This is a genomic window from Neobacillus sp. D3-1R (assembly GCF_052180215.1).
Lineage (GTDB): Bacteria > Bacillota > Bacilli > Bacillales > Cytobacillaceae > Pseudoneobacillus.
Map to the genome: position 1 here is coordinate 3,702,433 of NZ_CP197471.1, position 26,463 is coordinate 3,728,895.

A 26,463-nucleotide genomic window follows, 5' to 3' on the forward strand; every position below is an offset into this window, starting at 1 on the left:
ATTTACATCATTTTTTCAGCTGATCTTCTCTTGCCTCTTTTTAGCTTTGTTAAGGTTTCATATACAATCGGAACAATTAATAGAGTCAGTAAAGTAGAACTTGTTAATCCGCCAATGACGGTGACTCCCAGACCTCTTGATATCACTCCACTTCCTTCAATACCAAGAGCTAATGGAATTAATGCCCCTATGGTCGCGATGGCTGTCATTAAGATTGGACGAAGGCGAGTGACTCCTGCTTCAAGTAAAGCTTCTCTCGTCGTATATCCTTCATTTTCTTTATGAATGACACGGTCTACTAACACGATCGCATTTGTTACCACGATCCCAATTAACATTAAGGCCCCTATCATTGCAGAGATACTTAATGTTTCTCCGGCTATCAACAATCCAACTAATCCGCCAATAATGCTAAATGGAAGAGAGAATAAAATCGCAAACGGTGCAAGTGCTCCACCAAAGGTAATCACAAGGACAATATAGACGATGGCAATCGCTGCTAGCATCGCTAATCCAAGCTGCGTAAAGGATTCTTGAATATCCTCCGTAACCCCACCCATTTTCACTTCAATATTAGATGGGATCTCGAGCTTATCCACTTCCTTCTGCAGGTTCTTTGATGCTTTCGATACATCCTTTGTGGTTAATTCACCGCTTACGGAAACATATATCTTTCCGTCACGTCTTGTTACTGTATCAGAAGTTTTTCCTTCATTTATTTTCACAACATCTTCAATTTTAATAGTTTGCCCAAGTGGACTGGTGATGGTTTTATCTGTTAGATCGTTAATTTTTTCGTAATTCTGTTTGGCAACCTCAAGATAGACATTTAATTTTTCTCCATCTTTTTCAATGGTTGTTACCACTGGTCGCTGACGTTGTTGCATGAGCTCCATGCCAATTTGACCAGTTGTTAATCCAAGTTTACTTAGTTTTTCTTGATCAACTACTAAGGTGTATTCATCATACGTTTGAGAGATGCTTGTATCGACATTTCGGAAAGAATCATTCTTTTTCATGATTTCTTCAATCTTCTTCACGGTTGGTTCTAAATCAGAAACCTTTTCACCATAGACGAAATAAGAAACCTTATTACCCGTGCCGCCAGTAAAATCTTGTGATTCCCATTCTCCTTTTTCCGTCTTACTTTGAAGCTCTTTGACTACATTTTCTTTTTCAGTCTCAAAGTTTTCTGTATCTTTATCATAAATAACATAGAAGAGAGCTTGGTTATTGGCACCTGGGTTCATCGGATTTTCTCCACCAACCGAATATTGAACGGTTTCAACATTTTTACGTTTCAGGAAGAAACTTTCTGCATCCAATGCCAGTTCTTCTACATCCTCGAGTGTTTGTCCTGGTGCTGGCTTAAAGGTAACCATCGCCATCTTCTCTTCTTCAGATGGTAAGAAGCTAACGCCAATGATTGGAACTAAAAAGAAACTTCCCAACAATAATAGAATCGCCAGTCCAAATGTGATGATCTTATGATTTAATGACCAATTCAAGATTCCTTTATAAAATAAAGCTAACTTACCTGGCTTTCCTTGTTCATGTTTATGTTTAAGCCCTTTCTTAAAAAAGGTATGAGCCATCATTGGTACGATGGTAATAGCCACTAGTAAGGAAGCTAAAAGAGCAAATACCACGGTTAAAGCAAATGGTAAAAATAATTCACCTATTTGCCCTTTTACAAGTCCTAGTGGTAAAAAGACCGCAACCGTTACAATCGTTGATGACAGAATCGGAATGAACATTTCCTTCGTGGCTTCTCTGATTAAATCCTTGCCCGATAAAGTTTCCTTTGATAATGACATTCTGCGGTAAATATTTTCGATAACAACGATTGAATCATCAATGACCCTACCAATAGCAACGGTCATAGCACCTAATGTCATAATGTTTAAGGTAATATCCATTTGCTTTAATAGTAAAATCGCAATCAATAGGGAGAGAGGAATCGATATAACCGAGATAATGGTTGATTTAAAACTTCTTAAAAACAGTAGGATGATGATAATCGCAAATACAGCCCCAAACAGCGCTTTATTTAGCATCGTTTCTACTGATTTTTCAATTGGTTCCCCTTGATCAAACCCGATAATAAATTTCGTTCCTTCAAATTGGTCCTCAAGCTGATTAATTTTATCCTTTACAGCATTGGCTACATCTACTGTGTTGGCATCTGCCGCTTTCACAATTTGTAGCGCAATGGCTTCCTGACCATTTGTCCGTGAAATTGACTCTGCCTTACCTACAATCTTTATATCAGCAATATCCTGCAATTCAACTGTTGGCAATTCGAATGGAGTTACTGACCCTTGCTGGCCAGTTGGATTACCTGGTGTTGCTTGTGGCATTGATGCTTGATTACTTTGACCCATACCTGTTTGCGGCATCGCACCTGGATTACCTTGATTTGTACCGGATTGAGGCATCATTCCTGGATTACCTTGGCCAGCAGCGGCAGTAGGGATTACTGGAATCTTCATTTTTTTCAAATCTTCCAGATTCATGATATTTCCGTCAACCACAACCGCTTTTTGTGTATCTTTAAACGTATACAAACCTAATGGCATGTTTACGTTTGAACCTTTAATGATATTTTGGACTGTATCTTTATTAAGTCCTAATGCCTTTAATTGATCTTCTTTAAATTGTAGTTGAGCCTCTTCTACTTGTTGCCCGGAGATTTGCACGGAGGATACACCCTCTAGACCCTCGATGGCAGGAAGAATTTCATCCTCCACTTCACTGGTTAACTCCGACAACGATTTTTTATCATTGGCCACACTAACAGCCAATATAGGGAAGGCATTAAAGCTAATCCGTGAGACCTTTGATTCTAACGCCCCTTCTGGAAAGGTCATATCGGCAATGATCTCATCTACCTCTCGCTTTGCTTCCTCCATATCGGTTTGGTACGTATATTCAATTTGAAGGGCTGAAGCATTTTGGAAGGATGACGAGCTTACTGCTTTTACCCCTTTTAGATTCTGGAGTCTTTTTTCTAATGGTTCAGAAATTTGATCGGCCACTTCTTCTGGAGTAGCTCCTGGGTAAGGTGTTGTAATGGTTACAACAGGTATGGTGATATCAGGAAGTGTTTCCAATTTCATATTAAATCCAGAATAGAGCCCCGCAACGGTTATAATAATCGTAAGCAGCCATACGGCAAATTTATTTTTCAGCGCAAAATTAATGATTTTGTTCATTTTTTTCCCCTTTTCTTCACTAAGTTGACTGACTGGTCATATCCATATTAACTATAACTTTACTAAAAAAATTGGTCAATTATTTATATTATTTTCATAACATTAAAAAATATTTATGACCGATAAGTCAAAGTGTAACAGCAAAATGGCTACCAGTTTTCATGGTAGCCATTTTTGTTTTCTATTAAAAAAGATTGACTAAATTTTGAGTTGCTTTATTTGTGTCATGGATAAGTTGTGTAAGTTGTTCTTTATTATCTGTTTGGCTTTGTACGGTTGCAGAGATTTCTTCAAGTGAGGCTGATGCTTCTTCCAAAATGGACGCAAATTCATTTACGGCCACCTCGATGGAGCCTGTATCTTTGTCGATGCTTTTAGCCACTGTTCCAAATGAATCCATCTCATTTTGCAATTTCTCGATGGAATGTTTAATCGATTCAAAAATCGTATGATTCTTCATCGTACCTTCAATATTTTCATCCATCTTATTTGCGACAAAATTCATTTGTTCTTGAGTTTCTCGGTTATTGGAATGGATTTGGTTTAAGGTAGTTGAGATTTGAACCGCTGTTGTATCTGTTGTTTCTGCTAGTTTACGAATCTCTTCAGCTACCACTGAAAATCCTCTGCCGGCTTCTCCAGCACGTGCTGCTTCAATGGAAGCATTTAATGCTAAAAGATTGGTCTGAGACGTAATACCTTGAATCAATTGAATTGAGCTTAAGGATGAATCAATATTTTCACTCAATGTCTTCATATCTTTTTCCATGATTTCAATGAAGTTTTTAAATTCTAGCATTTGTTTTCTGAGGATTTGAGACTGATTTCTCCCCTCTTCGATTTGACCAGTCATTTGTCCCGTTTGATCTCCCACCTGCTGAACACGTTGATTCATAACTGATACTTGTTTTGTAGTGCTTTCAATGGCATCCATAATATCGTTGATGGCATTTCCCTGTGAATGGGTACCAGCCGCAATTTCTTGCAATGCCACGTTTATTTCCTCTGTTGTTGCTTTTTCTGCTTCAGATTGTTCCTGTACCTTTTGCATATTATCAGCAATAATTTGTGAATTATCTAATAAAGACTTCTTTTGTTCTGCTTCCTTTTGTAATTTTTCTTCAATCGTAGCTTGCATACTATTAATATTCTTAGAAAGGGTGCTAGATATATTTTGCTGAAAAAATAATACAATGACAGCTAAAGCAAAAATAAGCAATGCATTGGATAAAGTTGAAGCATACGCATCTGGAAACAATAGATACGAGGCAACTAATAATATAGTACTTAATATGGCTCCAATGTAATAAATGACTCGGTCCATATAAAGTGCTGAACAAACCAATACATAATAAACCAAGGCAATATTGTTATCCGAAGGGCTCAAATACATAATTAACCCAGAAATAATGGTCAAGCCAAGTATGGCAATATAAGGTATCTTATCCGACAGTCTCTTTGTGAGGTGTAGAAAAGCAATGGTTGAGCATATAAGCGCCCCGCCAATTGCAATAACCAAAATAACAATCAATTCCTGACCCAGCGCAAAATCAACCACTACCGCTAAGAGTGCTGAAATGATTAACATGATTAAAGCGATTTTGTTCTTACTGCGCAACGTCTGTAGATTTAACTCCGCAATCGACATATAAGATGTCTCCCTCTTTTTAAAAACTTAGATTCTTGTTAAGTATCTTTTGAAATAAATACTTTTCCAAGAATCGACATTTCTTTTAAAATGTCTTGTATATAAATTATCGGAGGATAAAGAATTTTTTTAATAGAAAAAAGCCACCAAAAAAAATATTTTTGGTGACGAAAATCTTAACTTCCAATATATCTCGAATAATACGATTTGGCTTTTGTTATATCATTTGTCCCGTGGATGAGAGCACGTCCGTCTTTAAAAAGCACCATGGAAATTTCTTCATCCGGAGAAAAGCGCAGTAAATATGGATTTACTTTAACCTCTCCGATTTTTTTAAACTGCTCAGCCATTTTGTTAAAATCAAATTCCTCTTTATTTCGACTCACAATTTGCACCGTATCTCTGCCACATAAGGTAGAATAGGTAGTTTGATGGCTCGACCGTGTCTCCAAAAATTCAAAATGGCGTTCCACACAAGTAGGGCATTTTGGATTATGTCCATTGGATATATCCATTTGGAACGTGGAGTTATCCCAGATATCCAATTGCTCTAGATTAGGATTCGGCTCGGCACCAACCAATACCTTTATCGCCTCCATCGCCTCAAAGGAGCCAATGATATCGGTAATGGGTGAAAGTACCCCTACCGTATCACAGGTTTCTCCTCTTCCAGCTGGAAGGTCGGGGAATAAACAACGATAACAAGGCGTTTTTCCAGGAATAATCGTCGCAAACATTCCCCTTGAACTTACCGCTCCTCCATGTACCCATGGAATACCATGCTTTACAGCCACATCATTGATTAAATACCTTGTAAGAAAATTATCTGTTCCGTCTACAATCACATCAAAACCACTCAGTAGTTCTTCTGCATTATTCATGTTAATGTCCGCAATAATAGGTTCAATCGTGACGGAGGAATTGATTTCGGTTAATGTTTTTTCGGCAGCTATGACTTTAGGAAGCTGTTGTAAGGCATCCGATTCCTTGTATAAGGATTGTCTTTGTAAATTGGAAAGCTCCACAAAATCGCGATCAATGATCCGAAGATAACCAACACCAGACCGAACAAGATGATTCGAAATAACCGTTCCTAACGCACCCATTCCGACTAGCACTGCTCGGCTTTTTAATAACTTGAGCTGTCCTTCCTTCCCAATTGGTTGAAAAAGAATTTGGCGTGAATATCTTTCCAGCTCCTTTTGCATCCATTTCCCCCCTTAATAGCAGATAATTTTTGAACTTCCGCTGCCTTTTTAAAATTAGACTTATAAAAATTTTACTAAAATTCTATTATTTAATAAATATGTAGAGGAATTTCTTGGGCAAGTATCTAATATTTTATAAAGGAGCATACATGTTTTTACGTAATCATTATATGAAAGAGGTGTCGAAGAAGGATGAATCTTGGCGGATTTAAAAACAAAGAAGTCTTAGTAGATTTAACAAGTGGTTCCGTTGATTACAGACCCGTTAACGAAGAGTATGCAAAGAAATTCATCGGTGGACGTGGTTTAGGTGTGAAATACGTTTTAGATAACGGTCCTGAGGTTGAGCCATTATCTGAAGATAATATCCTATGTATCATGACAGGTCCTGTTACGGGATCACGTTCATCCATGAGCGGACGTTTATGTGTAGTCACAAAATCCCCATTAACTGGCACTGTTACAGACTCTCATATGGGCGGTTGGACAGCAGCTCGTCTAAAGTGGGCTGGCATTGATAATATTATTTTTAAAGGAAAAAGTGATAAGCCTGTTTACCTTTATATCGAAAATGGGCAGGCAGAACTTCGTGATGCTTCTGACCTTTGGGGAAAAAGTACTCGCGCAACGGTTCAAGCTTTCAAAGACAAATATGGTGCAGATGACCTGAGCGTTATGACTATCGGCCAAGCTGGTGAAAACAAAGTTCGTTTTGCCGGATTCATGAATGAACATGACCGTGCTGCAGGTCGTGGAGGTACTGGTGCCGTAGCAGGTTTCAAACTGTTGAAGGCCATCGTTATTAAGGCAACTCAAAAAGGAAATATGCCGGAAGCGAAAAATGCAGATGAATATAAAGAAGCAAACAAGAAGGCTGTTAAAGCCATTCTTGATGGCGGCTTAACAGCGCCAAATAAAGGTGGTTTATCCGTTTACGGTACGAACGTACTAACAAATTTAATTAATGAAGTGGGAGCTCTTCCTACTATGAACTCTCAAGCGACTAACTGGGATGAGGCTGAAAAGCACAGTGGTGAATGGGTAAATGAGCATTTATTGGTAGCCAACAACACATGCCATGCATGTCCAGTAGCTTGTAAAATTGAGGTTGAAGTAAAAGAAGGTAAATACAAAACTCGTGTAGAAAGCTTTGAGTTTGAATCGGCTTGGGCGCTTGGTGCCAACAGCGGTTTAAGCAACTCTGAAGCCATCGCTTACTTAATCGATTTATGTAATGAATATGGAATGGATACTATTGAACTAGGACATTGTTTATCTGTGACAATGGAAGCTTTTGAAAAGGGTCTTGTCGATGAAAAGCTTGACTGGGGCGACGCAGACAGCATGATCGAAATGACTCGTAAAATTGCTCACCGTGAAGGTTTCGGCGGCGTATTAGCTGAAGGACCTGCACGGGCTACTGCAATGTGGGGTGCTCCAGAGTTATCGATGTCTGTTAAGGGGCAATCTATTCCTGCTTATGATCCACGCGGAATCCAAGGGATTGGACTTGGCTATGCGACAAGTAACCGTGGTGCATGTCACTTACGCGGTTATACAGTTGCCAGTGAAATCGCAGGAATTCCTGAACCGACTGACCGCTTAGCAGCAGAAGGTAAAGGCGAATTATTGAAAGTGTTCCAAGACCTATTATCTTTCTCTGACTCTATGAATATCTGTAAATTCTCTTCATTCTCTGAAAATGCTGAGCATTATGCAGAGCAATACAGCGGAATGACTGGCATTCCAATGACAGCTGAAGATGTTATGCTTGCTGGTGAACGTATCTATAACTTAGAGCGCTACTACAATAACCTTGCTGGTTTCGATAAGGCTGAGGATGATTTCTTACCTAAACGCTTTACAGAAGAAGGCGCAACCGGTAACAGTGCCGGCTCTGTAAGCCGCATGGACATCATGTTAGATGAATACTACAACGTCCGCGGATGGAAAGACGGAGTGGTTCCGACTGAGAAATTAGTTGAATTAGGAATCATTGAAAAAGCTGACTCTGGGGAAACTGTAGAGCAGTAATAAACTGATTGAGTTGTTTTGAAAGGGCCGAGTTTTTGGGCCCTTTTTGGTTTGGGGTTGAGTGGTGGTGTTATGGGGTTCATGGGTTTTGATGGCCTGGTTAGGGAGTTCTTAATGTTGTTGAATAATGTAAATGGGAGAGTTATAGTATAGGTGTTAATTTGAGTTTGGTTTTCCCCAAAAAGAGGTAACTTGCTTTTGGTATTTCTTCCCTCGTTGTCTCCCTTTCTATTTAACTTGCTTCTTTTGGGTGGTTTGGTTGTGAATCTCGGATAAACTGAGCAACTAGTGGAAGGTTCCATCATGCCCCTATCTAAGTCGAGCATATTTTTTTAAACTCGAGCATTTCTCCCGCAAAGTCGAGCATATTTTTTTAAACTCGAGCATTTCCTTCTCAAAGTCGAGCAAATTTACTTTAAAGATTGTCTTCCTCCCTAGAAAATCTCTATTTTTTCCTCTGAATTGCACGACTTTCTCTTAAAATAGTTAATTTTTTTAATAAAAATGATATGGAGTGATGAAAATGAATATTTTAGAACGAGAAATACCAAAGATTATTCCTAAGTTAGAGGCTTTAAGTGGAAGGTTATCTCCTTTTCACGAAAAACAGGGAATTCTTAAATTAGCTCACTCTCGTTTTTTAGCAGGTTATCAAGGTGAAAAAGCGGTTGATTACTACTTCTCGTTAATGGATCAAGATAAGTATGATTTTTATCATGGGATAAGATTGTTTAACGGAAAAACTTACTTCCAAATTGATACGCTTATCATTTCAAATGCCTTTATATTACCAATAGAAATAAAGAATCTAGCAGGAACAATCGAATATGATAGGAAAAATAATAAATTCACAAATAGTGGAGGAGTTATAACTAATCCCTTATCACAGGTGAAATTGCAAAAGCTTCAACTTACAGATTGGCTTCAAAATAAAAATTGTCCCCCCATCCCCGATTTTCTTGTTGCGATGTCCAATCCTTCAACAAAAATAAACTCTCCATCAGGATTACCCGACCAATATTGGAAGATATGTAGCGGACAAGACCTTCTAGAAAAAATTCAAATTTACGAAAAAATGTATAAAACAGAGCATATCTCCCTTAAAGAACGTAAGAGATTAAGAAAATTGTTACTTAAAGCTCATACACCGCTAAATCCCGATGTACTAAAAAAATACAAAATTTCAAAAGAAGAGCTGATTCCTGGTGTACAATGTCCTTCATGTAACGCTATCCCCATGGATCATATCTATGGAAAATGGGAATGTCCAAAATGCCTGACTAAATCAAAAACGGCACATATAAAAACGATTCAAGATCACTTTTTATTAAATGGCCCAACTATCACAAATAAACAATTTAGAGAGTTCACTCTTTTGAAAGATAGACAAGTGGCAACTCGAATCTTAATTTCATTAAAACTACCATATATAGGAACCAACAAAGGCAGAGTCTACTATTCTCCTGAATACAATCCTAATCAAGACTAAAAAAGGACAGAAGCACATGCTCCTATCCCCCTACTCGAGTGGTTTTATATCGATAATTTTTTATCAGTTTTTCTAGTTCCTCTTCATTTTCCGCAGTAAATCGAATGTAAACGGCGTTCACTTTAAAAACCGAGGTAAAAGCTCGTTCTTCTTCAGACAAGATTTCGCCTCTCCAACCGTTGCCTTCGAATAGGTATGGAAAGGAATCCGTTACTTGTTTTCCACCTAATTCTTTAAAATACATGGCTAGGTGGGCACGATTTATACCACGAAATTCAAGGTCGCGATTGACCAATTTGATCGCCCTCCTATTCTATGATTCTATCAACCGCCTGCAACAGGTGGGAATAAGGCTAATTGATCGGTTTCCTTTACCCTTGTCTCTAAGTCCTCTGCGTGGATGATGTTTCTGCCATTCACATATAAATGCACAAATGGTTTTAGTTTTTTCTCTTCTGTATATATTTCATCCTTTAAATCAGGAAACATTTCAATCATTTTATCCAGCACGTCCATTACACGGTCGCCATCCGGCTCAACATTAACGGAAACTCCGCCGCAAATCACTCGAAGATTCGCAAACACTTTTACCAACATATCAATCCGTTCCCCCTTCTTACTATTCATATTAAAGTGAATCATATTTATTGTCATCCGATTTATTTTAATAGTTTGAAAATAAGTCCTTATGATAGTGTTTTCAACCATTTCCTTTGTTTTAGGCTAACAATCGCATATCCAAATAAGCACATTCCAGATAATCCACTAGAGAGTTGCCAAAGTATATCTTGCTCTACATAAACCCCTAGTAAGCTGCCGATGACTCCCACTATCCCTAAATAAACGCATTGCTTTTTCTGGTTTTCAAAAATGGAAAAATGAAATTCCCGCTGTTGTTGAATTTCCCTTTGTTCCAACAGCTGTTGTGGTTTCTTAATCAAATCGGTAACAGAATGAAAGATTTGAAAAATAGGTTGGGAGTTCATCCATTTTAAAAATAACTTCCATTTGTTTGTTTCACTGTGATGAAGCCAGTCCATAAAAGCCGGTTTTATGACTTCCAGCACCTCTTTTTCAGGATTAATCGTATGTAACATCCCTTCAATAGTCACAAAAGAACGCCCTAAAAAGACAAAACGCGTTGGGATTTGAATGGGTAAGGATTTAACGATATCATTCATTTCCTTTTTAACGGCAAAAAGGTCCATTTCTTTTAATTGAGCTAATTCAAAATTTAATGCTTCACCAAGAATTTTTTCAATAGGTTTTAGATTGGCATTAGGCAGTAGGAAACCTAAATCACATAATACCTCTGCGGCCTTTGAATAATTTTTTAATAAAATAGCCTCTAGTAAGCTTTGAAAATTAGCTGCATCGGATTTCGATATTTCTCCCACCATCCCAAAGTCTAAAAGAACGATCGTTCCATCAGGTTGGACAAGTACGTTCCCTGAATGGGGGTCGGCATGGAAAATCCCCGCTTCCAGCCATTGAGGCAGAAACACTCTGAATAATCTTTGAGCCAATTCATCTCGATCGATATTGGATCGCAGTAAAAAGTCTACATCTGTTATACGAATCCCGTCCACCCATTCCATTACTAACACTTGTGAAGTACTGAGCTCCGGGTATACTTGAGGTATTTTCAACTGAGCAAAAGAATGAAAACGATTTTGAAAATGCTCGGCTGTCTCTCTTTCCTTCTTAAAATCGAGCTCTCTTTCAATCACTTGTTTTAATTCCTGATAGAGCATTTTAAAACTAATAAATCCCTTTGGAACTGGGGCAAAGTGATGGGCAAACCAAATGATAATTGATAGTGTTCGAAAGTCTGTTTTAACAATGGATTGAATGGTCGGACGCTGAACTTTCACCGCAACTTCTGTCCCATCTTTTAATACCCCGCGATACACTTCGCCGATGGAGGCTGAAGCAACGGCCTTACGTTCCAGTGCTAACAACTTTTCTTCAATAGGGCCATTCCATTCTCTTTCGAGTACATTTTTAATATCTTCCCAAGGAGAAGGAGGAACTTTATCCACTAAGTCCTGGATCTGTTTAATAAATCCATTAGGTAAAAGGTCGGCACGGATACTTAACATTTGCCCAACTTTAATTAACAATCCTTCTAATTCAAACAGCATCTGGCGAAATTGCTTCCCTAACTTCTCCCATAATTGATCCCATTCTGCTTCAGATTTTTTACGGAATTTATACCAATACACTTGTATGACTAAGGAAAAAGCAAAGCTCAGTACCTTCCACATGCGATATAATTTTTTCTCGGATTTCATCAGGAGTCCCCCACTGTTTATACATTCTTTGCTTATATACGTGTTAAAAAATATAACGTTTCATAATAAAGTTCGGCATGGACTAGTAGCATTCCTTTTATATAAAAGCTGTTTTCTTATAGTTTGTGGTTTTAGGGCTCTCTTAAAAAGTGCTCAGCTCTTTTCTTCATTTTCATATGAGTTTAACACCCTATATGGAGAAATGCCTATTAATATTCACAAAAAGCAACAAAGTTTCAGAAAAGAGCCTATATAAAAAACAACCTTAGTCACTCTGGACTAAGGTTGTTTATCATTCCCTTTCCTCCTTATTTCAAGCTTAAGCTGTGAAACGTGGAAGAGCGTTACCTAATGCCCCAAAAACCTGCTGAAGTTTAGCAAGCTTCTGTTCTTCTGTTAAGTTTAACAAACTATCTGCCCCAGAAACTTTTAAACATACAGGTCCTAGAGTTAGAGTGACCAAACCTAAAAGAACGACTGTTGTTGTACATGGAATGTTCACGCACAGAAGGTCTGTTGGTTCACATGTTTGACTTCCACAATCTGGACATTGAGCTTGGGCTTGTGTAACAACTTCATGTTCTTCCATTGTTTTCCCTCCTTTCTCTTAATCTTCTTTACTTTATGTCCGAACTTTAATATGGCTTGGACGAGCTACTAAATTTTTGAAAAATGATTCTAAAGCCACAAAAAATCCTCGCCTTATAAAGTCGAGGATCAGACTTATTATCATTTAAAACGGCTTTAAAGCTATCTTGTCTTTTGTTTCTAAGCTTTCAATCATATCTAGCCAAGCTTGTGGTTTGTTTGGAAGAACGGTGTAGTATCTTCTTAAGAATTTCACAATCAACTCTGAATCTAGTTCTGTTACTCCCGGTTCCATTGGCAAAAATGAAAGATCCAGTCCTTCTACGGCTTCACCATCATTGTTCCAAGATGGATGAACGTACGGGAAGTCTAGACGTTTATATCCTAAATGGGATAAAACTTCACGGCGAACATAAGGGTTCATTGGCTTAACACCGCCAAATTCATGGTGTTCCACTCGGTATGGGTCATAAATTTCGGCAAACATTCCATATAGTTTTTTTCCGTTTGCTTCGGCAAGTGCTTTTAAATCCTCTGCACGGTGATTAGCAAGGAAAGGTCCAATTCCTAAACCAGCCTGACCAATAATCGTAAAATCGGTCATTGCAACATTAAAGTCTTCATAATAACGGTATTCGGTTGCACCCACTACTTTTCCCTCATGGACAGCTACAAAAACACGAATCCCTGGGTCTTCTAAAGGGTCCTTCCAAAGGCTAAACTCCAACACTTCTTCCGGTGGGAAAACATCTTGCATTAATTGGTGCATTTGCTTAAATAACGGGTCATCAATATGAGTAATTCTTGTATATTCCATCTTAAAAATACTCCTCTCTAAATCTTAAATGGGTTCTTCCATTCCATCAGTGTTCCATAATGGCATGATTCTTCATCATCTAAATAATTGGCCACCACTTTAACAGGTGTACGTCCGCAACGGAGCAGGAAAGTAATGACTGGGTCTTTTACTTCGCCTTTTACAATAGCATCTAAGTATTGTTCAGCTGTTAGTTCACTAGATTTTAGATGGTAACCTGGCATTCTGCCACCACCTAATAATCGATCTAATCCTAAATGAACCACTACATCATACATAGATGACATTAACCATTTTCCCAGACCAAGCTTGCGAAAAGCCGGGCGGACACTAATATCAACCACGTATAACGTATTTCCTTTTGGGTCATGGTTCGTAATATAACCGTTAGCGGTTACTTCTTCCCACGTATGATCTGGATGAGTTGGATCAAAATTTACTAGCAAGCCCGTCATTGAACCAGCAAGTTCACCATCCACTTCAATACATAAAGCCCCTTCTGGGAACAACGTGATATGATTTTTCAACTGCTCGTGATTCCACCAAAGTTCAGATGGAAATGGAGGTGGAAAACATTCCTGTTGAATCTGAATCAAGTTTGTAAAGTCTTCTTCTGTATAATTTCGTATAATGGCAGGAACAGGTTTATCTTGGTCGAAAACGTAAAATTCTTTTCGATACAAAGGTAATCCCTCCCTCTTATTTTTTCACTTCTTTTTCCCAATCAGGATAAAGGTCTGAACGACGGTCACGCCAAGTTGTTACCGATCCGCTTTCACGCACTTTGTATAAAAGATCTAAATTTAAATCTGCAGTCACAATCATATCCTGGTTAATTTCTCCTTCAACCAAAATGCCTTTTGGCGGGAAAGGAACATCATTAGGCGTAATTACAACCGCTTGACCGAAATTTCCTCTCATAAAATCAACGGTTGGCAGTGAGCCAACTGTTCCAGTTGTGACGACATAGACTTGATTTTCAATCGCACGTGCATGACTTGTGTAACGAACTCGGTGAAATCCATGGCGATCATCTGTACAAGATGGACAGAAAATCACATCTGCCCCCTTCGCTTTCGCCATTCTAACAATCTCTGGGAACTCGATGTCGTAACACGTTAACACCGCAATCGTTCCTTTATCGGTCTCGAACACCTCAAGGCCTTCACCAGCAGACATATTCCATTCTTCCACTTCCGTAGGAGTGATATGAAGTTTTGCTTGTTCTGCTACTCTTCCATCTGGATAAAAAAGGTGAGCGACATTGTAAATCTTATCGCCTTTACGAATCACATGGGTACCACCAATGATATGCATACCAGTTTGTTTAGCTAGATTGATAAATAAATTTCGGTATTGTTCAGTGAAGTTAGGTAACTCCTGAATCGTTAATGCTTCGCCTTTTTCGTTACCAATTGACATCAGCTGGGTTGTGAAGAACTCAGGAAAAATAATAAAATCGGAGTTGAATTCTTGAGCTGTTTTTATATAATGCTCTACTTGATGAGCGAATTCTTCAAAGGATTGAATGGTATGAAGATGATATTGTACGGCAGAGACTCTTAATTGCATAATATCCCCTCTTTCTTTATTAGTCATATTTCCTATTATTAGTGAATAATGATGGATGAGCAAGTACGCACATTACAGTAACATAGTGTAAAAAAGTATACTGTGTAAAACATAGCTCCTTACTATTAGAAACTTTTACTATTATTCCATTTCTTGTTGAAAAAAAGTCCTGTTAAAGTAGGATGTTTTATGATAGATTCAACTTTAACATATAATAGTTTCAAGAAGATGGAAACTTTTTTGCTTAATAAATGGGTGAAAAAGAATAAATGAGGTGGAAAAGTGGCTAAGGGGATAACAGGAGTAGAGTTTGAAGAAATTATTAAGCATGCAACTAAGCCGATTGTTCTTGAATTTGGAGCAGATTGGTGACCAAGCTGTCGCTTTATGAGGCCGGTGGTCTCTATGGTTGCAGAACAAGAAAGTAATGTTGATTTTTACTATGTCGATTTGGATATAGCTCCAGAACTAGCTAGTATGTTTGGCGTGCAAAGCATACCTACTTTAATACAAATCAAGAATGGGCAAGAAACCAATCGTTCCAGAGGGTATATTCCTGAGGATGAAATAAAAGAGTTTGCCCTTTCGTAAGAAAAGCGCAAGCGCCTTGGTTAGCCCCGACAAGCAAATGTTCTCTAGCCTAAGAAGTCCGAACTTTGACTTCTTAGGCTAGAGGTTATTTAACCTCGAGGGGCTAGGCGCTGGAGCTAGACAATTTTCGAAGTCCCTAAAAGTTATGTATGCTATCTTATCTGTTATATTGAGCCTTTAGGATGTTTATTCATAAAGGCTTTTATTTTGACCCTAATTTTATCACTTCGATTCAGACCTAACCAACGGCTTTACACCGACTGTCTCCATATAGTCCTTACCCCATTTATACATCGCATCCAATATCGGCATTAAGCTTCTTCCTTGTTCAGTAAGAGAATATTCCACCTTTGGAGGCACAACTGGATAGACTTCACGATGAACGATTAAATCTTCTTCCAATTCACGTAATTGGTTAACTAGCATTCTTTGGGTAATTCCAGGCATCAGGGATTTCAATTCACCGAATCGCTTCGTCCCTTCTTTACCTAAATGCCATAATATTAACATTTTCCATTTGCCGCCAATAACTGATAACGTTAATTCTTTTTCACAATTGAATATTTTATCCTGCATACGAGACATCTTGCCCCACCTCCATTGTTATTGTAATCCATTAGTATACTTTTTAGCACTATGTAATAATAAAGTGCGTACTTCCAACAAAGAATGATATGTATTATATTTGATAGGATTTTTAATTCGTTCACAACAGGATTAAAAACGACCAACTTAGAATAACAGAACTCTATGAGGCTACACTAAATAAAGTGTAAATTTTTTATAAAAAGGAGAGAGCATATGCCTTCAATAAATGGAAAAACAGCCTTAATTACGGGAGCAGGCAGAGGAATTGGACGTGCTACTGCGATTGCATTAGCAAAGGAAGGCGTTCATATTGGGATGATTGGTTTAAATATCGCGAATCTTGAAAAAGTAGCAACTGAAATCGAGCCATATGGGGTTAACGTATCAGCGGCGGCGGCAGATGTATCTGATTTAACCTCTGTGCAACATGCGATTGATCATATTAAATCAGAATTAGGTTCCATTGATATTTTAGTTAATAATGCGGGGATTGCTAAATTTGGCGGTTTTCTCGACCTTTCACCTGAAGAGTGGGAAAACATTATTAAAGTAAATGTAATGGGGGTTTATAACGTTACAAGAGCCGTTTTACCAGGAATGATCGAACAAAAGTCGGGAGATATCATTAATATTTCTTCCTCCGCTGGTCAAAAAGGCGCCCCCGTTACCAGTGCCTATAGTGCCTCGAAGTTTGCTGTTTTAGGTTTAACAGAATCTCTAATGCTTGAAGTAAGAAAGCATAATATTCGTGTATCCGCTTTAACACCAAGTACGGTCGCGACAGATTTAGCGATGGAGACAAACCTTATTTCAGGTAATCCTGAAAATGTAATGCAGCCGGAAGACTTGGCTGAGCTTATTGTTGCTCAATTAAAACTTCATCCAAGAGTATTTATGAAACAAGCAGGATTATGGTCTACCAATCCATAAAAAGTTAGCAGATTCCCCTTTGGAATCTGCAATTTTTTTTCATAGAAAGAAGCACCTCACAAAAAGGAGATGCCTCTTCCCCTCATTACTATGCTCTTTTAAATGGCCACCAGTTGGCTTTGCCGAAGTTTTTCACCATCACTGGGATAAACATTGGTAAAACGACAAATGTGTAAAGCAGTAACCCTACTAAAATAATACTAGCAATCTGTAGTAAGGATAACATTCCACTTGGCATCATGGCGGCAAATGTTCCACCTAAAATGATGGCAGCTGAAATGATGACGGTACCCATTTTTTTCATCGAAATGAACATCGCTTCTGCAACAGATAAATCCTTATATTCATTGAAGCGGTCCATTAAGAAAATACTGTAGTCAACGCCCAGAGCCATAAGGATAACGAAGGCAAAGAATGGTACTGCCCAGCTAATACCTGTGTAACCTAGCAAGTCAACAAAGATCGCTTCGTTAATTCCCATTGATGTAAAATACGTTAAAATTAATGAGCCAATAATATAGATTGGCATTATGATAGAACGGAAAAGGAACACGAGAATAATAGATATTCCAAGTAACATCAATACGACGGTACGAGAATAATCCTCGCCAGAAACCGTACGTAAATCAGCGTTCACGCTTGTCATCCCGCCGACAGCAATCGTCGCATTTTCTAGTTTCGTATCTTTAGTCGCTCTTTTGACAGCTGCTTTTACCTCATCCACTTGGTCAATCGCTTCATTGGAATATGGATTCGATTTAAAAATTACATCCATCGTCATCACTTTGCGATCATCAGACATGTACGCATCTAACGCACGTGCAAAGTCCTTACTCTCTAGAACCTCTTTCGGCAAATAAAATCCATCATTCGTAGATTCCGTTAAGCCTGATAAATAATCTTGGGCAGAGCCTAAACCTTCTGAAACTTGATTTAATCCTTTTGAGCTTTGGTTAAGACCATCTGTTAGTTGACTTAATTGACCCCCAAGGTCTCCAAATCCAGCCAATAATTGCTTTTGACCGTTATTTATATCACCCAAACCATTTGTTAGCTTTGGCATATTTGAAACAATTTGACCTTGGCCATCAGCTAACTGATTGAAACCAGCTTGTTGCTGTTCAATGCCTTGGATTAATTTTTCTAAACCGGTTACAAGCTGCTGCTGTCCACCAATTGCTTGACTAAAGCCTGCGTTTGCTTTGGTCATTCCCCCGTTAATTTGAGATAATCCACCATTTAATTGGTTTAACCCAGCAGAAAGAGGAGCTAATTGCTGCTGTACAGCTTGAACGGTTCCTTTTATTTTTTGATATTGAGCTTCACCAGCAACACCTTGGTATTTATTTTCTAAGTAGGCAAAATCCTCACCAGAAATTTGGCTTAGTGCTGTATTTAATGAAGTTAATCCATTACCAATCTTAGTATATTCTTTTTGTAAATTTGTTAAGTTTCCACCAATCTCTTGGTAGCCTTTTTGCATTTGTTGGTAAGCCTTCAATAAATCTTCGGCACCAGCTTTCGTTTGCGCTAAACCTTTTTTCAACTCGTCTGAACCAGCAGTGCCTTGACGGATTCCATTTTCAATTTTCGCAAGGTTTGTTTGAATTTCACCTAGTCCTGATTGAATGGCACTTGTTCCAGTGATTAAATCATTGATTCCTTTTGTTGCTCCTTCTAACTCTGGTGCAGATTTCGATAATTTCGTTCCGGCTTCATTTAATCCTTCACTAATTTTATCGATCCCTTCTTTCCCTTGACCAAGTCCTTCTTCTAGACTTTCCGCTTGCTTCGAAACAAAAAAGTCCTCAATTGGTTCACCAGTTGGTCTTGTCACCGAACGAACGGCATCAACTAAATCCACTTTTTCGAGCTCTTCACTGATTTTTTCAGCTAAACCAACATATTCTACTGAATCCATTTTTTCATCATTTTTAATGACGATTTGAGTTGGCATGGATTCCCCCGGTCTAAAGCTATCTGCAATCGCGTTGAACGCTTTAATGGAATTAACATCGCCGCTAATTTCTTCAAGCTGGTTAAAAGAAATTTTTCCATCATATTTAATAAGGAAAGGGACACAAACAATGGCAACAACCAATAAAGCTAGGAAAGGACGTGCAAGCGAGAATTTCCCAAAAATGGCCCATAGCTTACTGTCACCATGCTCTGCTTTGGCTTTAGATGGCCAAAAGATTTTTTGCCCTAAAAGAGCCATAAAGAATGGTACAACCGTAAACAATGCCACAAGAAGTAAAGCCACTCCTACCGCTACTGCTGCGGCAGATTGATAAAGGATAAATTTAGAAAAACCAATGGCGGCAAAGCCAATCATTACGGCTACACCGCTGAAAAATACAGTACGTCCTGCATTGCGGTATGTTTCCACAATCGCTTCTGAAATACTTTCTCTAACTGCTAATTCCTCTTTAAAACGGCTAAGCAGGAGAATACAATAGTCCGTACCAATACCAAAGAGCACGGCTACCATGAATATTTGCGTATAATTGGAAATCGGAAAATCAAGCTTATCGACTAGTACCGATACAATCGATTGGGAAGCCAGATACGAAAATCCAACGGTTAATACCGGGATAAGTGGTGCAATCGCCGATTTAAAAACTAAAAATAGAACAGCCAGGATAAAGACTAGCGTAATCCCTTCTGTTTTTTTCAAGCCTTCTTCCGAACTTTTCATTAAGTCTTCACTAATCATCCAGCCGCTCGTATAATAGTGATCGACCTTTACATCTTCAATTGCTTTGTAGAGGTCCTCACTAACTTCGGTGGCTACACGATCGTTAAATTCCACACTGACAGAAGCTAGGATTGATTTTCCATCTTTTGAGACAAGCTGATCCTTTAAATTCTCTTCATTAAAATGAGTAAGAATTTCGGTAATCCCAAGCTCTTTTTGATGGTCTTCAAGTAAACGAATCGCCTTTTCGGCTTCCTTTATTTCCTCTTGAGTCAATTTTTTGTCATCATGAAAAACGAGGGCCACTTGGGATGTATTTCCCCCACCTTCGTCTTCTTTCACTTGATCCATAATTTCCCCTGCTAAAGTAGAGGAATACCCTTCAGGTACCTTGATTTCACCTTTGTCACGAACAAGCTCTGCCATATTGGGTGCCGACATAAATAATCCAACAGTAATCGCTATCCAAGCAATAATGACAAGCCATTTATTTTTTATGATAAAATTCACGCTGCTACTCCTCCATCTTAAAATTGATTAGCAATTGATTTAGCTTTTCAAATGTTTCAATAAATTGCTTAATTTCATTAGGGTCGAACTTATTGATGAGTGATTCTACTAACTGATGAATCCTTTGCTCAGCCTTTAGGTAAAGCTCATTTCCTTTTTCCGTAAGAGTTAAATAAACCACTCTACGATCCTTTTCATCACGAGTCCTTTGAATCAAGCCTTTTTCCCATAAGCGCTGAATAATCGCGGTGATCGCACTTTTCTGTACATCAAATACTTCGGCTAACTCTGAGGAAGTACACGAACCCACCTGATAAATATACCTCAGAGTGAAATGCTGATCATTGGTTAGATCACTTCCGATTTGGTCTTTTACGAGGGCCCCACCTTTTTTTTCGACGGAAAGGGAAACGGCTATGTAACGGTCCACTAAGTTTTTGATGATCTCATCAGACATTTTTATATATTCACCCCACTTTGGAATTATTCGATTGTTTAATTGTTCAACTGTTTAACTATTTACCTATTAAACTATAATCCAGACTATTTGGTTAGTCAATTAGTTAGTTTTAAAAAAAGACTTACCCTAGGAGGTAAGTCTTTTACTAGTTATGAATCTCGAATCATATTATGGAGAATAGTTGGCCACCAGTCCTTTATACCCCATTTTTTTCCGAGACGAATGGCGATGGTATTGTTTTCTGGGCTGATATAAAGAACTTGTCCTAATGCTCCTAGTGCAAAATAGTCATTGTTGGTTTCCTTATTTAAGTAGCCCCACCATAAATATTTGTAGTATGCCTTATTTCGGTTGAACCACATTTTTCCCCATGGGTGTTGATGATAATAGCGGAAATGTTGGCTATCAGTCGGAACATTTTCTTTGCTAGTCGATTCCTGTACCCAGCTCTCAGGCACCAACTGTGTTCCCTCCCAATTTCCTTTTTGTAAAAATAAACGGCCAAACTTTGCTAAATCAATTGCCGTCATCACGAGGCCGCTTTCTAATTTTTCAAAACGGTGTTCATCACTGTCTACTATCAGGTTCCCCGGGTATTGCATTCCTAATGGATTCCAAATATTTTGTATGAAAAATTCGGTGTTTGACATTCCGGTCGTTCTTTCTAGTATGAGGCCTAATAATAATAGATGATAATCATTGTAGTGAAAGAAATCCTTTGAAAAATCTTCAGATATGCCCAGTGCTAGCTTTCTAGCATTAGGATGCAAGTATGTCTTTGGTTCATCCTTCCACGGAAAATGACCTTCCTGAAATTTAATACCAGCATCCATTTGCAAAAGTTGTTTAATGGTGACGGTAGGTACCTCTATTTCCGGTATATACAGAGAAATAGGATCATTTACACTGTTAATTAGACGTTTCTCAATGGCAATACCGATTAAAGCAGATGTAAACGATTTTGATATTGAAAATAGTTTATGTGGAGTATGCTGCTTGTGCCCATTGAAGTACTGTTCAAAGATGACCTCGTCGTCTTTTATTAAAATAATAGCTGTTGTCCCCGAATCTTCCATAAATGGTTGAAACTCAGCACTTCTTGGAGTACCTTTGTGTATATAGTTTATAGTGGAAAAGGTTCTAGGATTGGTGCTTTGTTTAAATTGATATGGTTGGACTCTTGGCGGCAAGGTGTTTTTAGGCAAGATTTTATAATCATCGGTGGTAACTGCAAATTTATTTTTGAACATATAGGAAAGGAAAGATTGAGTATACGTTTTTCCTAACTGAGCCATATTTCATCCCCGCTTAAAATTAGTAGTTTCTATTAGTACTATAATCTAGTTAATTGGAAATGAATAGAAATTTTTCGCCAAAAAAAATCCCTGATGTTGAAATCAGGGACCTAGGTTATGAAGTACTTTTTCCGCCTTCTAGCAAATAGTTTTGTTTTTCATCACGCTTATGAAGTACTTTTTCCGCCTTCCCGTCAGGAGTTTTGTTCTTCATCTCGCTTATGAAATACTTTTTCCGCCTTCTCATCAGGAGTTTTGTTCTTGATCATGTTGAGTTATCCAAAGGGTTTCCCCTAAACTCAATACTTTCAGCTTCTGTTCTTCTAGTTCTAGTCGTTTCCATTCATTATATAATCTTTCCAGTGCTTCTGGACCGGTATCATCTGCTAAACGGTAAGCTCCGTAATGCATCGGGATAAAAAGATTCCCGTCAAGCTCTTTAAAAGCTTTAATGGCATCTTCGGGATTTATATGAGAATCTGCCATAAACCATTCTGGCTCATAGGCTCCGATCGGCATTAACACGATATCGATATCAAACTTCTTGGCAATTTCTTTGAATCCACGAAAATAGCCAGTATCGCCAACAAAATAAATAGACTTTTGAGTGGAACTATCCTCGATTATCCACCCACCCCAATGGGAGGTATTCATATCACGCAGGCTTCTTCTCGTCCAGTGTTGTGCAGGAACAAAGGTAAACCTGAGCCCTGAACTTTCAAAGGAATCCCACCAGTTTGCCTCTACCACATTTTTATAACCTCTTCTTGTAAAGGCAGACTTCAATCCAATGGGAACGTAAAAGATCGGAGCGCCTTTTAACTTCTTTATGCTCGAAAAATCAAGATGGTCATAGTGGCCATGTGAAATAAAAACAACATCTATTTCAGGAAGCTCATGAATTGGAATACCTGGCTCTGTTAACCGTGTTTGCATCCCCATCCTTTTCGCCCAAACAGGATCAGTAAGAATATGTAACCCATTCATTTGAATGAGGAAGGTGGAGTGGCCAACCCATGTAATCGAGGCTAGGGTCTTATTATGGAATAGTTTATCCATCTCTTTTTCAGCGACGTGGGGGATTTGCCTTGTTAAATCCTTTGTTTTAGAACGCCTTTCCTTCATCCAACGGCGCATATCTTTATATGTTTTTTTGTTACTGACTCCGTCTAAATTTTCATATCGTGTGCGCAACACCAATCCCCCTCAAGGATTACTTTCTACTCTTGTACTTCCATTATGGGTTGATTATATTCTTTTATTTTAAAAAGTGGCGCCACTAATAATGACCCCAGTAAAAATAATATACCGGATAGTAAATAGACACCGAATAATGTCATCGGTTCTTTAATAATGCCGGATACAGTCATTCCGATGACCATCATACCCATAAATAGTGGATTTAAGACTCCATTTACACGTCCTACAAAGGCTTCCTCTGAATTTTTTAAAATTAAGGTATTAATCCCGATATGAATACATGGGAAAAATAAGCCGTTTAAGAACTGCAAAATGAGCGTAATAACCGAACTAGTAGACCAGCCAATTCCAATGGTAAAAATCATACCCGTAAATATTCCAATGGCCAGAAGCTTTTGCGGAGATACTTTTTTGGAAATGGCAAAAATAACACCGCCACCGATTAACATCCCGATACCGTTAGCCATTAATAACCATTGCAGAAAATCCTTTGTCTTTCCTAAATTCTCCATAGTGATAAAAATCATTAAAGGTTGAATAAGTCCGACAGCTAAGCCACAGGCAATAAATACTCCACCCATTGTTTTTAAGACTTTATTGGACAGAACATAACGAAAACCATCTGCTAATTCTTTTTTGAAGTTGTTTGCTTCTTCCTTCTTTTCTTTTATATCCCTTGGCAAGAACAACAAAACAGCTGCAGATAGTAAAAACATAATTCCCATCACGGCAATCGACGTGTAAATTCCATACTTTTGATAAACAAACGTTCCTAAAATGGGGCCAATCACCATAAAGATGGCCATCATCGTTTGGAACATCGCCATAACGGATTGTAATTGTTCACTAGAAACATGCTGTTTAAATAGCTTCATCGCTGAAGGCATCGAGAATTGGGAAAGAATAGCCGAAACCAATGTAGCAAAGAAAATCGCATGCCATGAACCATAAATAAGGGTTAATAAAACGACAAAGATTGATATGGCGGATAGAAAATCACACCAAACCATGGTTAATTTTGGTTTCCACCTATCTGCGAACGTACCGCCAATAAAAGAGAAGATAAAAATGGGGGTAAATTCTGCAACAGAAATCAAGGCTACATATCGAGGGTCATTGTCAGTTATATCAGTTACATACAATAGAATCGCAAAATTCCTTACCCAAATTCCAAGTTGTAACAAAAAGCTTGAAGACATGATAGCCAGAACAATCCTGTTGGCAAAAATACTTTGAGCTGGCTTCCCAGCTGGTAAAGAAGACATTTCCAAGGTAAACCCTACCTTTCAAGTTTTAAATTATAACGATACACTTCCTCATCTGAGGATAACTTATAGCCAAGCTTTGGATTGAAGTCCACTGAGATCCTATGGTGCAGATGTTTTTGACTTTCTTTTGAAACAAAAACAGGAATACCGTCTATCAAAAATACATCATCCTCTTCATTCTTTTGATCAATTTTCAGATGATATTCTGCATAAATCGAACAGTTCCCTAAAAAGATGGCTTCGATTCTAAGTCCTTCCTTTTCATTAAAGTCGACTTTTTTTAATTCAGTTATCGCTAATGGTTTAAGATTGATTTCCATGCTGTTCACCTTCCTTATGTAGTTAAAACAATCACTAAAATACCATTATATGTTATGACCATCACAAGAGTAAAATAAAAAGCCAAGAATCATTTCTTGGCCTTTTACCTTATTTTGCTTCAAATATAATCGTTGAATATGGTGACAAGGTTAACTCTTTTCCTTTTTTCACATAGGACTCGGATGAGAAGTAAACATCTTTCATGTCTTCTGGTAAGGTAATTGTCAATTTATCCTTCGAAACATTATGCAACACTAGGAGTCTAGAGTCATCTTTTACTCTTTCAAACGAAACGAGTCCTTTTGTTCGAATAGCAGAAGCTTTAATTTCTCCATCCATTAAGGTTGGATGACTATTTCTAACAGCAATCATTGTTTTGTAATGATTTAATAATGAATCTTTTTCATTCTCTTGAACGGAGACTGCTACTTCATCACGATTTTTACTGTACAAATGGTTTACCCATTTAGAATGAATCGCATCCTCCTCGCTAGGAGTCCAAATCATCGGTTCGCGAATATGTTCGTCCGGTTTTTTCCCTTCTAACCCAATCTCTTCTCCGTAATATAGGAATGGGTTACCTGGTAAGGTTAAAAGTAGAGATGCAGCCATTTTAGCATGATTCACATCTCCGTTTAGCTCACTCATGACACGATTCATGTCGTGATTGGTGATAAAGATACTATCCATATAAGTTGGGGAAACGGTTTGGAAATAACCTCTTGTTCGTTCTAAGCTTGATGCAATCCCCGCATCATTTTCACCTTTTACGGATGATAAAATTTTAGTCGATAAATCAAAATCAAATCCTGAGTCTAAAGCTGTTAAATATTTTCCTACAATCGATGCGCTGTCCCAAATTTCACCGATAAGGATAGAGTCAGGCTTTGCTTGTTGTGTGGCTTGTTTAAATTCACTCCATAATTTTGCATTATCCTCATGATTAGTTGCGGACTGATGAGAGCTAATTAAATATTTAGCCGCGTCCAAACGGAATCCATCAATCCCAATATCGGATAACCAAAATTGACCAGCATTTTTCATTTCCGTCATGACGGCAGGATTTTTATAGTTAAGGTCAGGCATGCCATCCCAAAAAATAGCTTCATATTTTTGATCAGATGTACCATGCCATATTTTTTGATTCCAATCCCCCACAGCATTCGTGTTGGTTGTTTCGTCACTCCATACATAGTAATCTCTATATTTTGGATCACCAATCAGTGCTTTTTGAAACCAAGGATGTTCCTTAGAGGTGTGGTTCATGACCAAATCCATGACAACTTTTATGTCACGTTTATGTGCTTCACTTACCAGATTTTTCATGTCCTCTAATGTTCCATAATCTTTATTCACATTCATATAATCCGTTACATCATATCCATGATAGCTTGGAGAAGGATTAATCGGCATTAACCAAATTCCGCCTACGCCCAGTTCTTTCAAATAATCTAATTGTTTGGTGACACCGTTGAGATCACCAATTCCATCGCCATTGCTATCTGCAAATGCTCGTACAAATATCTCGTAATAAACGCGATGTTTGGTGTTTTCAGCTGCAGATTGGTCTTTTGACCAAACCATTTCTGTTGATGGAGAGGATTTTTCTTTTTCAGTTGATTTTTGGGACTGACAACCCGTTAAGACTAAAAATAGGGCAATGATACTAAGAGCAAATTTTTTCACAGATGTACCCTCCTGTTTTTGTGCAAACGTTTTCCTAAATCTATTTTAAAG

22 protein-coding genes are annotated in these 26,463 nt (G+C 38.1%); 4 read left to right on the forward strand and 18 right to left on the reverse strand.

Features of this window, described 5'->3' with window-relative positions:
• Window positions 1-2: 2 nt before the first annotated feature.
• The 3 genes from ACSBPO_RS19055 to ACSBPO_RS19065 all read right to left on the reverse strand — a co-directional run bounded on the left by ACSBPO_RS19055 (window position 3) and on the right by ACSBPO_RS19065 (window position 6,071).
• A complete protein-coding gene (locus ACSBPO_RS19055) occupies window positions 3-3,215 on the reverse strand; it encodes an efflux RND transporter permease subunit (protein WP_442596081.1) in 3,213 nt (1,070 codons plus the stop codon).
• Between the two features lie 184 nt (window positions 3,216-3,399).
• Window positions 3,400-4,863 carry a methyl-accepting chemotaxis protein gene (locus ACSBPO_RS19060; RefSeq protein WP_442596083.1) on the reverse strand — a complete coding sequence of 488 codons (1,464 nt, stop codon included), beginning with the start codon at window positions 4,861-4,863 and terminating at the stop codon, window positions 3,400-3,402.
• A gap of 176 nt (window positions 4,864-5,039) precedes the next feature.
• Window positions 5,040-6,071: a ThiF family adenylyltransferase gene (locus ACSBPO_RS19065; RefSeq protein WP_442596085.1), complete on the reverse strand. Its 1,032-nt coding sequence runs from the start codon at window positions 6,069-6,071 to the stop codon at window positions 5,040-5,042.
• 192 nt (window positions 6,072-6,263) lie between these two features.
• Between ACSBPO_RS19065 and ACSBPO_RS19070 the strand changes: the two genes are divergently transcribed.
• On the forward strand, window positions 6,264-8,105 hold the full coding sequence (locus ACSBPO_RS19070; protein WP_442596087.1) for an aldehyde ferredoxin oxidoreductase family protein: 1,842 nt from the start codon (window positions 6,264-6,266) through the stop codon (window positions 8,103-8,105).
• 523 nt (window positions 8,106-8,628) lie between these two features.
• Entirely contained in the window at window positions 8,629-9,594 is a 966-nt protein-coding gene (locus ACSBPO_RS19075; RefSeq protein ID WP_442596089.1) for a nuclease-related domain-containing protein, read from the forward strand.
• Window positions 9,595-9,616: 22 nt separating this feature from the next.
• Here ACSBPO_RS19075 and ACSBPO_RS19080 read toward each other — a convergent pair whose 3' ends face one another.
• The 7 genes from ACSBPO_RS19080 to ACSBPO_RS19110 all read right to left on the reverse strand — a co-directional run bounded on the left by ACSBPO_RS19080 (window position 9,617) and on the right by ACSBPO_RS19110 (window position 14,865).
• Complete coding sequence (locus tag ACSBPO_RS19080; RefSeq protein ID WP_442596091.1) at window positions 9,617-9,889, reverse strand: hypothetical protein; 273 nt, start codon at window positions 9,887-9,889, stop codon at window positions 9,617-9,619.
• A 29-nt stretch (window positions 9,890-9,918) separates the two neighbouring features.
• On the reverse strand, window positions 9,919-10,191 hold the full coding sequence (locus ACSBPO_RS19085) for a ubiquitin-like small modifier protein 1 (protein WP_442596093.1): 273 nt from the start codon (window positions 10,189-10,191) through the stop codon (window positions 9,919-9,921).
• Window positions 10,192-10,280: 89 nt separating this feature from the next.
• Complete coding sequence (locus ACSBPO_RS19090) at window positions 10,281-11,888, reverse strand: ABC1 kinase family protein (RefSeq protein WP_442596096.1); 1,608 nt, start codon at window positions 11,886-11,888, stop codon at window positions 10,281-10,283.
• Between the two features lie 319 nt (window positions 11,889-12,207).
• On the reverse strand, window positions 12,208-12,477 hold the full coding sequence (locus ACSBPO_RS19095; protein ID WP_442596098.1) for a hypothetical protein: 270 nt from the start codon (window positions 12,475-12,477) through the stop codon (window positions 12,208-12,210).
• 144 nt (window positions 12,478-12,621) lie between these two features.
• Window positions 12,622-13,293: a GNAT family N-acetyltransferase gene (locus tag ACSBPO_RS19100; protein WP_442596100.1), complete on the reverse strand. Its 672-nt coding sequence runs from the start codon at window positions 13,291-13,293 to the stop codon at window positions 12,622-12,624.
• Between the two features lie 17 nt (window positions 13,294-13,310).
• Window positions 13,311-13,976, reverse strand: a complete 666-nt coding sequence (locus tag ACSBPO_RS19105; RefSeq protein ID WP_442596102.1) for a GNAT family N-acetyltransferase — start codon at window positions 13,974-13,976, stop codon at window positions 13,311-13,313.
• A gap of 16 nt (window positions 13,977-13,992) precedes the next feature.
• Complete coding sequence (locus ACSBPO_RS19110; protein ID WP_442596104.1) at window positions 13,993-14,865, reverse strand: carbon-nitrogen hydrolase family protein; 873 nt, start codon at window positions 14,863-14,865, stop codon at window positions 13,993-13,995.
• A gap of 405 nt (window positions 14,866-15,270) precedes the next feature.
• On the opposite strand from ACSBPO_RS19110, the gene ACSBPO_RS19115 reads away from it, so the two are divergent.
• Window positions 15,271-15,456, forward strand: coding sequence for a thioredoxin family protein (locus ACSBPO_RS19115; protein ID WP_442596105.1), 186 nt, complete (start codon window positions 15,271-15,273; stop codon window positions 15,454-15,456).
• Window positions 15,457-15,678: 222 nt separating this feature from the next.
• Here the strand turns inward: ACSBPO_RS19115 and ACSBPO_RS19120 are convergent, their stop codons facing one another.
• Window positions 15,679-16,041 (reverse strand): winged helix-turn-helix transcriptional regulator, encoded by a 363-nt coding sequence (locus ACSBPO_RS19120; RefSeq protein ID WP_442596107.1) that lies wholly within the window; start codon window positions 16,039-16,041, stop codon window positions 15,679-15,681.
• Window positions 16,042-16,257: 216 nt separating this feature from the next.
• Here ACSBPO_RS19120 and ACSBPO_RS19125 point away from each other — a divergent pair, with 216 nt between their 5' ends.
• Window positions 16,258-16,974, forward strand: coding sequence for a 3-ketoacyl-ACP reductase (locus ACSBPO_RS19125; protein WP_442596109.1), 717 nt, complete (start codon window positions 16,258-16,260; stop codon window positions 16,972-16,974).
• An 88-nt stretch (window positions 16,975-17,062) separates the two neighbouring features.
• Here ACSBPO_RS19125 and ACSBPO_RS19130 read toward each other — a convergent pair whose 3' ends face one another.
• From ACSBPO_RS19130 to ACSBPO_RS19160, 7 genes are all read right to left on the reverse strand, one after another.
• Window positions 17,063-20,182: an MMPL family transporter gene (locus ACSBPO_RS19130; protein WP_442596111.1), complete on the reverse strand. Its 3,120-nt coding sequence runs from the start codon at window positions 20,180-20,182 to the stop codon at window positions 17,063-17,065.
• A 4-nt stretch (window positions 20,183-20,186) separates the two neighbouring features.
• Entirely contained in the window at window positions 20,187-20,639 is a 453-nt protein-coding gene (locus ACSBPO_RS19135; protein WP_442596113.1) for a MarR family winged helix-turn-helix transcriptional regulator, read from the reverse strand.
• 152 nt (window positions 20,640-20,791) lie between these two features.
• Window positions 20,792-21,937 carry a serine hydrolase domain-containing protein gene (locus tag ACSBPO_RS19140; protein WP_442596115.1) on the reverse strand — a complete coding sequence of 382 codons (1,146 nt, stop codon included), beginning with the start codon at window positions 21,935-21,937 and terminating at the stop codon, window positions 20,792-20,794.
• Window positions 21,938-22,183: 246 nt separating this feature from the next.
• Window positions 22,184-23,131 carry an MBL fold metallo-hydrolase gene (locus ACSBPO_RS19145; protein ID WP_442596116.1) on the reverse strand — a complete coding sequence of 316 codons (948 nt, stop codon included), beginning with the start codon at window positions 23,129-23,131 and terminating at the stop codon, window positions 22,184-22,186.
• 26 nt (window positions 23,132-23,157) lie between these two features.
• Window positions 23,158-24,402, reverse strand: coding sequence for an MFS transporter (locus tag ACSBPO_RS19150; RefSeq protein ID WP_442600411.1), 1,245 nt, complete (start codon window positions 24,400-24,402; stop codon window positions 23,158-23,160).
• 14 nt (window positions 24,403-24,416) lie between these two features.
• On the reverse strand, window positions 24,417-24,725 hold the full coding sequence (locus ACSBPO_RS19155; RefSeq protein WP_442596118.1) for an iron-sulfur cluster biosynthesis family protein: 309 nt from the start codon (window positions 24,723-24,725) through the stop codon (window positions 24,417-24,419).
• Between the two features lie 109 nt (window positions 24,726-24,834).
• Window positions 24,835-26,412, reverse strand: a complete 1,578-nt coding sequence (locus ACSBPO_RS19160; RefSeq protein ID WP_442596120.1) for an alpha-amylase family glycosyl hydrolase — start codon at window positions 26,410-26,412, stop codon at window positions 24,835-24,837.
• Window positions 26,413-26,463 lie beyond the last annotated feature (51 nt).

What these genes read in the sequence shown, in the direction of transcription:
- ACSBPO_RS19055 (WP_442596081.1), bottom strand. Translation starts at nt 3,215, where the DNA reads ATGAACAAAATCATTAATTTTGCGCTGAAAAATAAATTTGCCGTATGG.
- ACSBPO_RS19060 (WP_442596083.1), bottom strand. Translation starts at nt 4,863, where the DNA reads ATGTCGATTGCGGAGTTAAATCTACAGACGTTGCGCAGTAAGAACAAA.
- ACSBPO_RS19065 (WP_442596085.1), bottom strand. Translation starts at nt 6,071, where the DNA reads ATGCAAAAGGAGCTGGAAAGATATTCACGCCAAATTCTTTTTCAACCA.
- ACSBPO_RS19070 (WP_442596087.1), top strand. Translation starts at nt 6,264, where the DNA reads ATGAATCTTGGCGGATTTAAAAACAAAGAAGTCTTAGTAGATTTAACA.
- ACSBPO_RS19075 (WP_442596089.1), top strand. Translation starts at nt 8,629, where the DNA reads ATGAATATTTTAGAACGAGAAATACCAAAGATTATTCCTAAGTTAGAG.
- ACSBPO_RS19085 (WP_442596093.1), bottom strand. Translation starts at nt 10,191, where the DNA reads ATGTTGGTAAAAGTGTTTGCGAATCTTCGAGTGATTTGCGGCGGAGTT.
- ACSBPO_RS19090 (WP_442596096.1), bottom strand. Translation starts at nt 11,888, where the DNA reads ATGAAATCCGAGAAAAAATTATATCGCATGTGGAAGGTACTGAGCTTT.
- ACSBPO_RS19095 (WP_442596098.1), bottom strand. Translation starts at nt 12,477, where the DNA reads ATGGAAGAACATGAAGTTGTTACACAAGCCCAAGCTCAATGTCCAGAT.
- ACSBPO_RS19100 (WP_442596100.1), bottom strand. Translation starts at nt 13,293, where the DNA reads ATGGAATATACAAGAATTACTCATATTGATGACCCGTTATTTAAGCAA.
- ACSBPO_RS19110 (WP_442596104.1), bottom strand. Translation starts at nt 14,865, where the DNA reads ATGCAATTAAGAGTCTCTGCCGTACAATATCATCTTCATACCATTCAA.
- ACSBPO_RS19115 (WP_442596105.1), top strand. Translation starts at nt 15,271, where the DNA reads ATGGTTGCAGAACAAGAAAGTAATGTTGATTTTTACTATGTCGATTTG.
- ACSBPO_RS19120 (WP_442596107.1), bottom strand. Translation starts at nt 16,041, where the DNA reads ATGTCTCGTATGCAGGATAAAATATTCAATTGTGAAAAAGAATTAACG.
- ACSBPO_RS19125 (WP_442596109.1), top strand. Translation starts at nt 16,258, where the DNA reads ATGCCTTCAATAAATGGAAAAACAGCCTTAATTACGGGAGCAGGCAGA.
- ACSBPO_RS19135 (WP_442596113.1), bottom strand. Translation starts at nt 20,639, where the DNA reads ATGTCTGATGAGATCATCAAAAACTTAGTGGACCGTTACATAGCCGTT.
- ACSBPO_RS19140 (WP_442596115.1), bottom strand. Translation starts at nt 21,937, where the DNA reads ATGGCTCAGTTAGGAAAAACGTATACTCAATCTTTCCTTTCCTATATG.
- ACSBPO_RS19150 (WP_442600411.1), bottom strand. Translation starts at nt 24,402, where the DNA reads ATGTCTTCTTTACCAGCTGGGAAGCCAGCTCAAAGTATTTTTGCCAAC.
- ACSBPO_RS19155 (WP_442596118.1), bottom strand. Translation starts at nt 24,725, where the DNA reads ATGGAAATCAATCTTAAACCATTAGCGATAACTGAATTAAAAAAAGTC.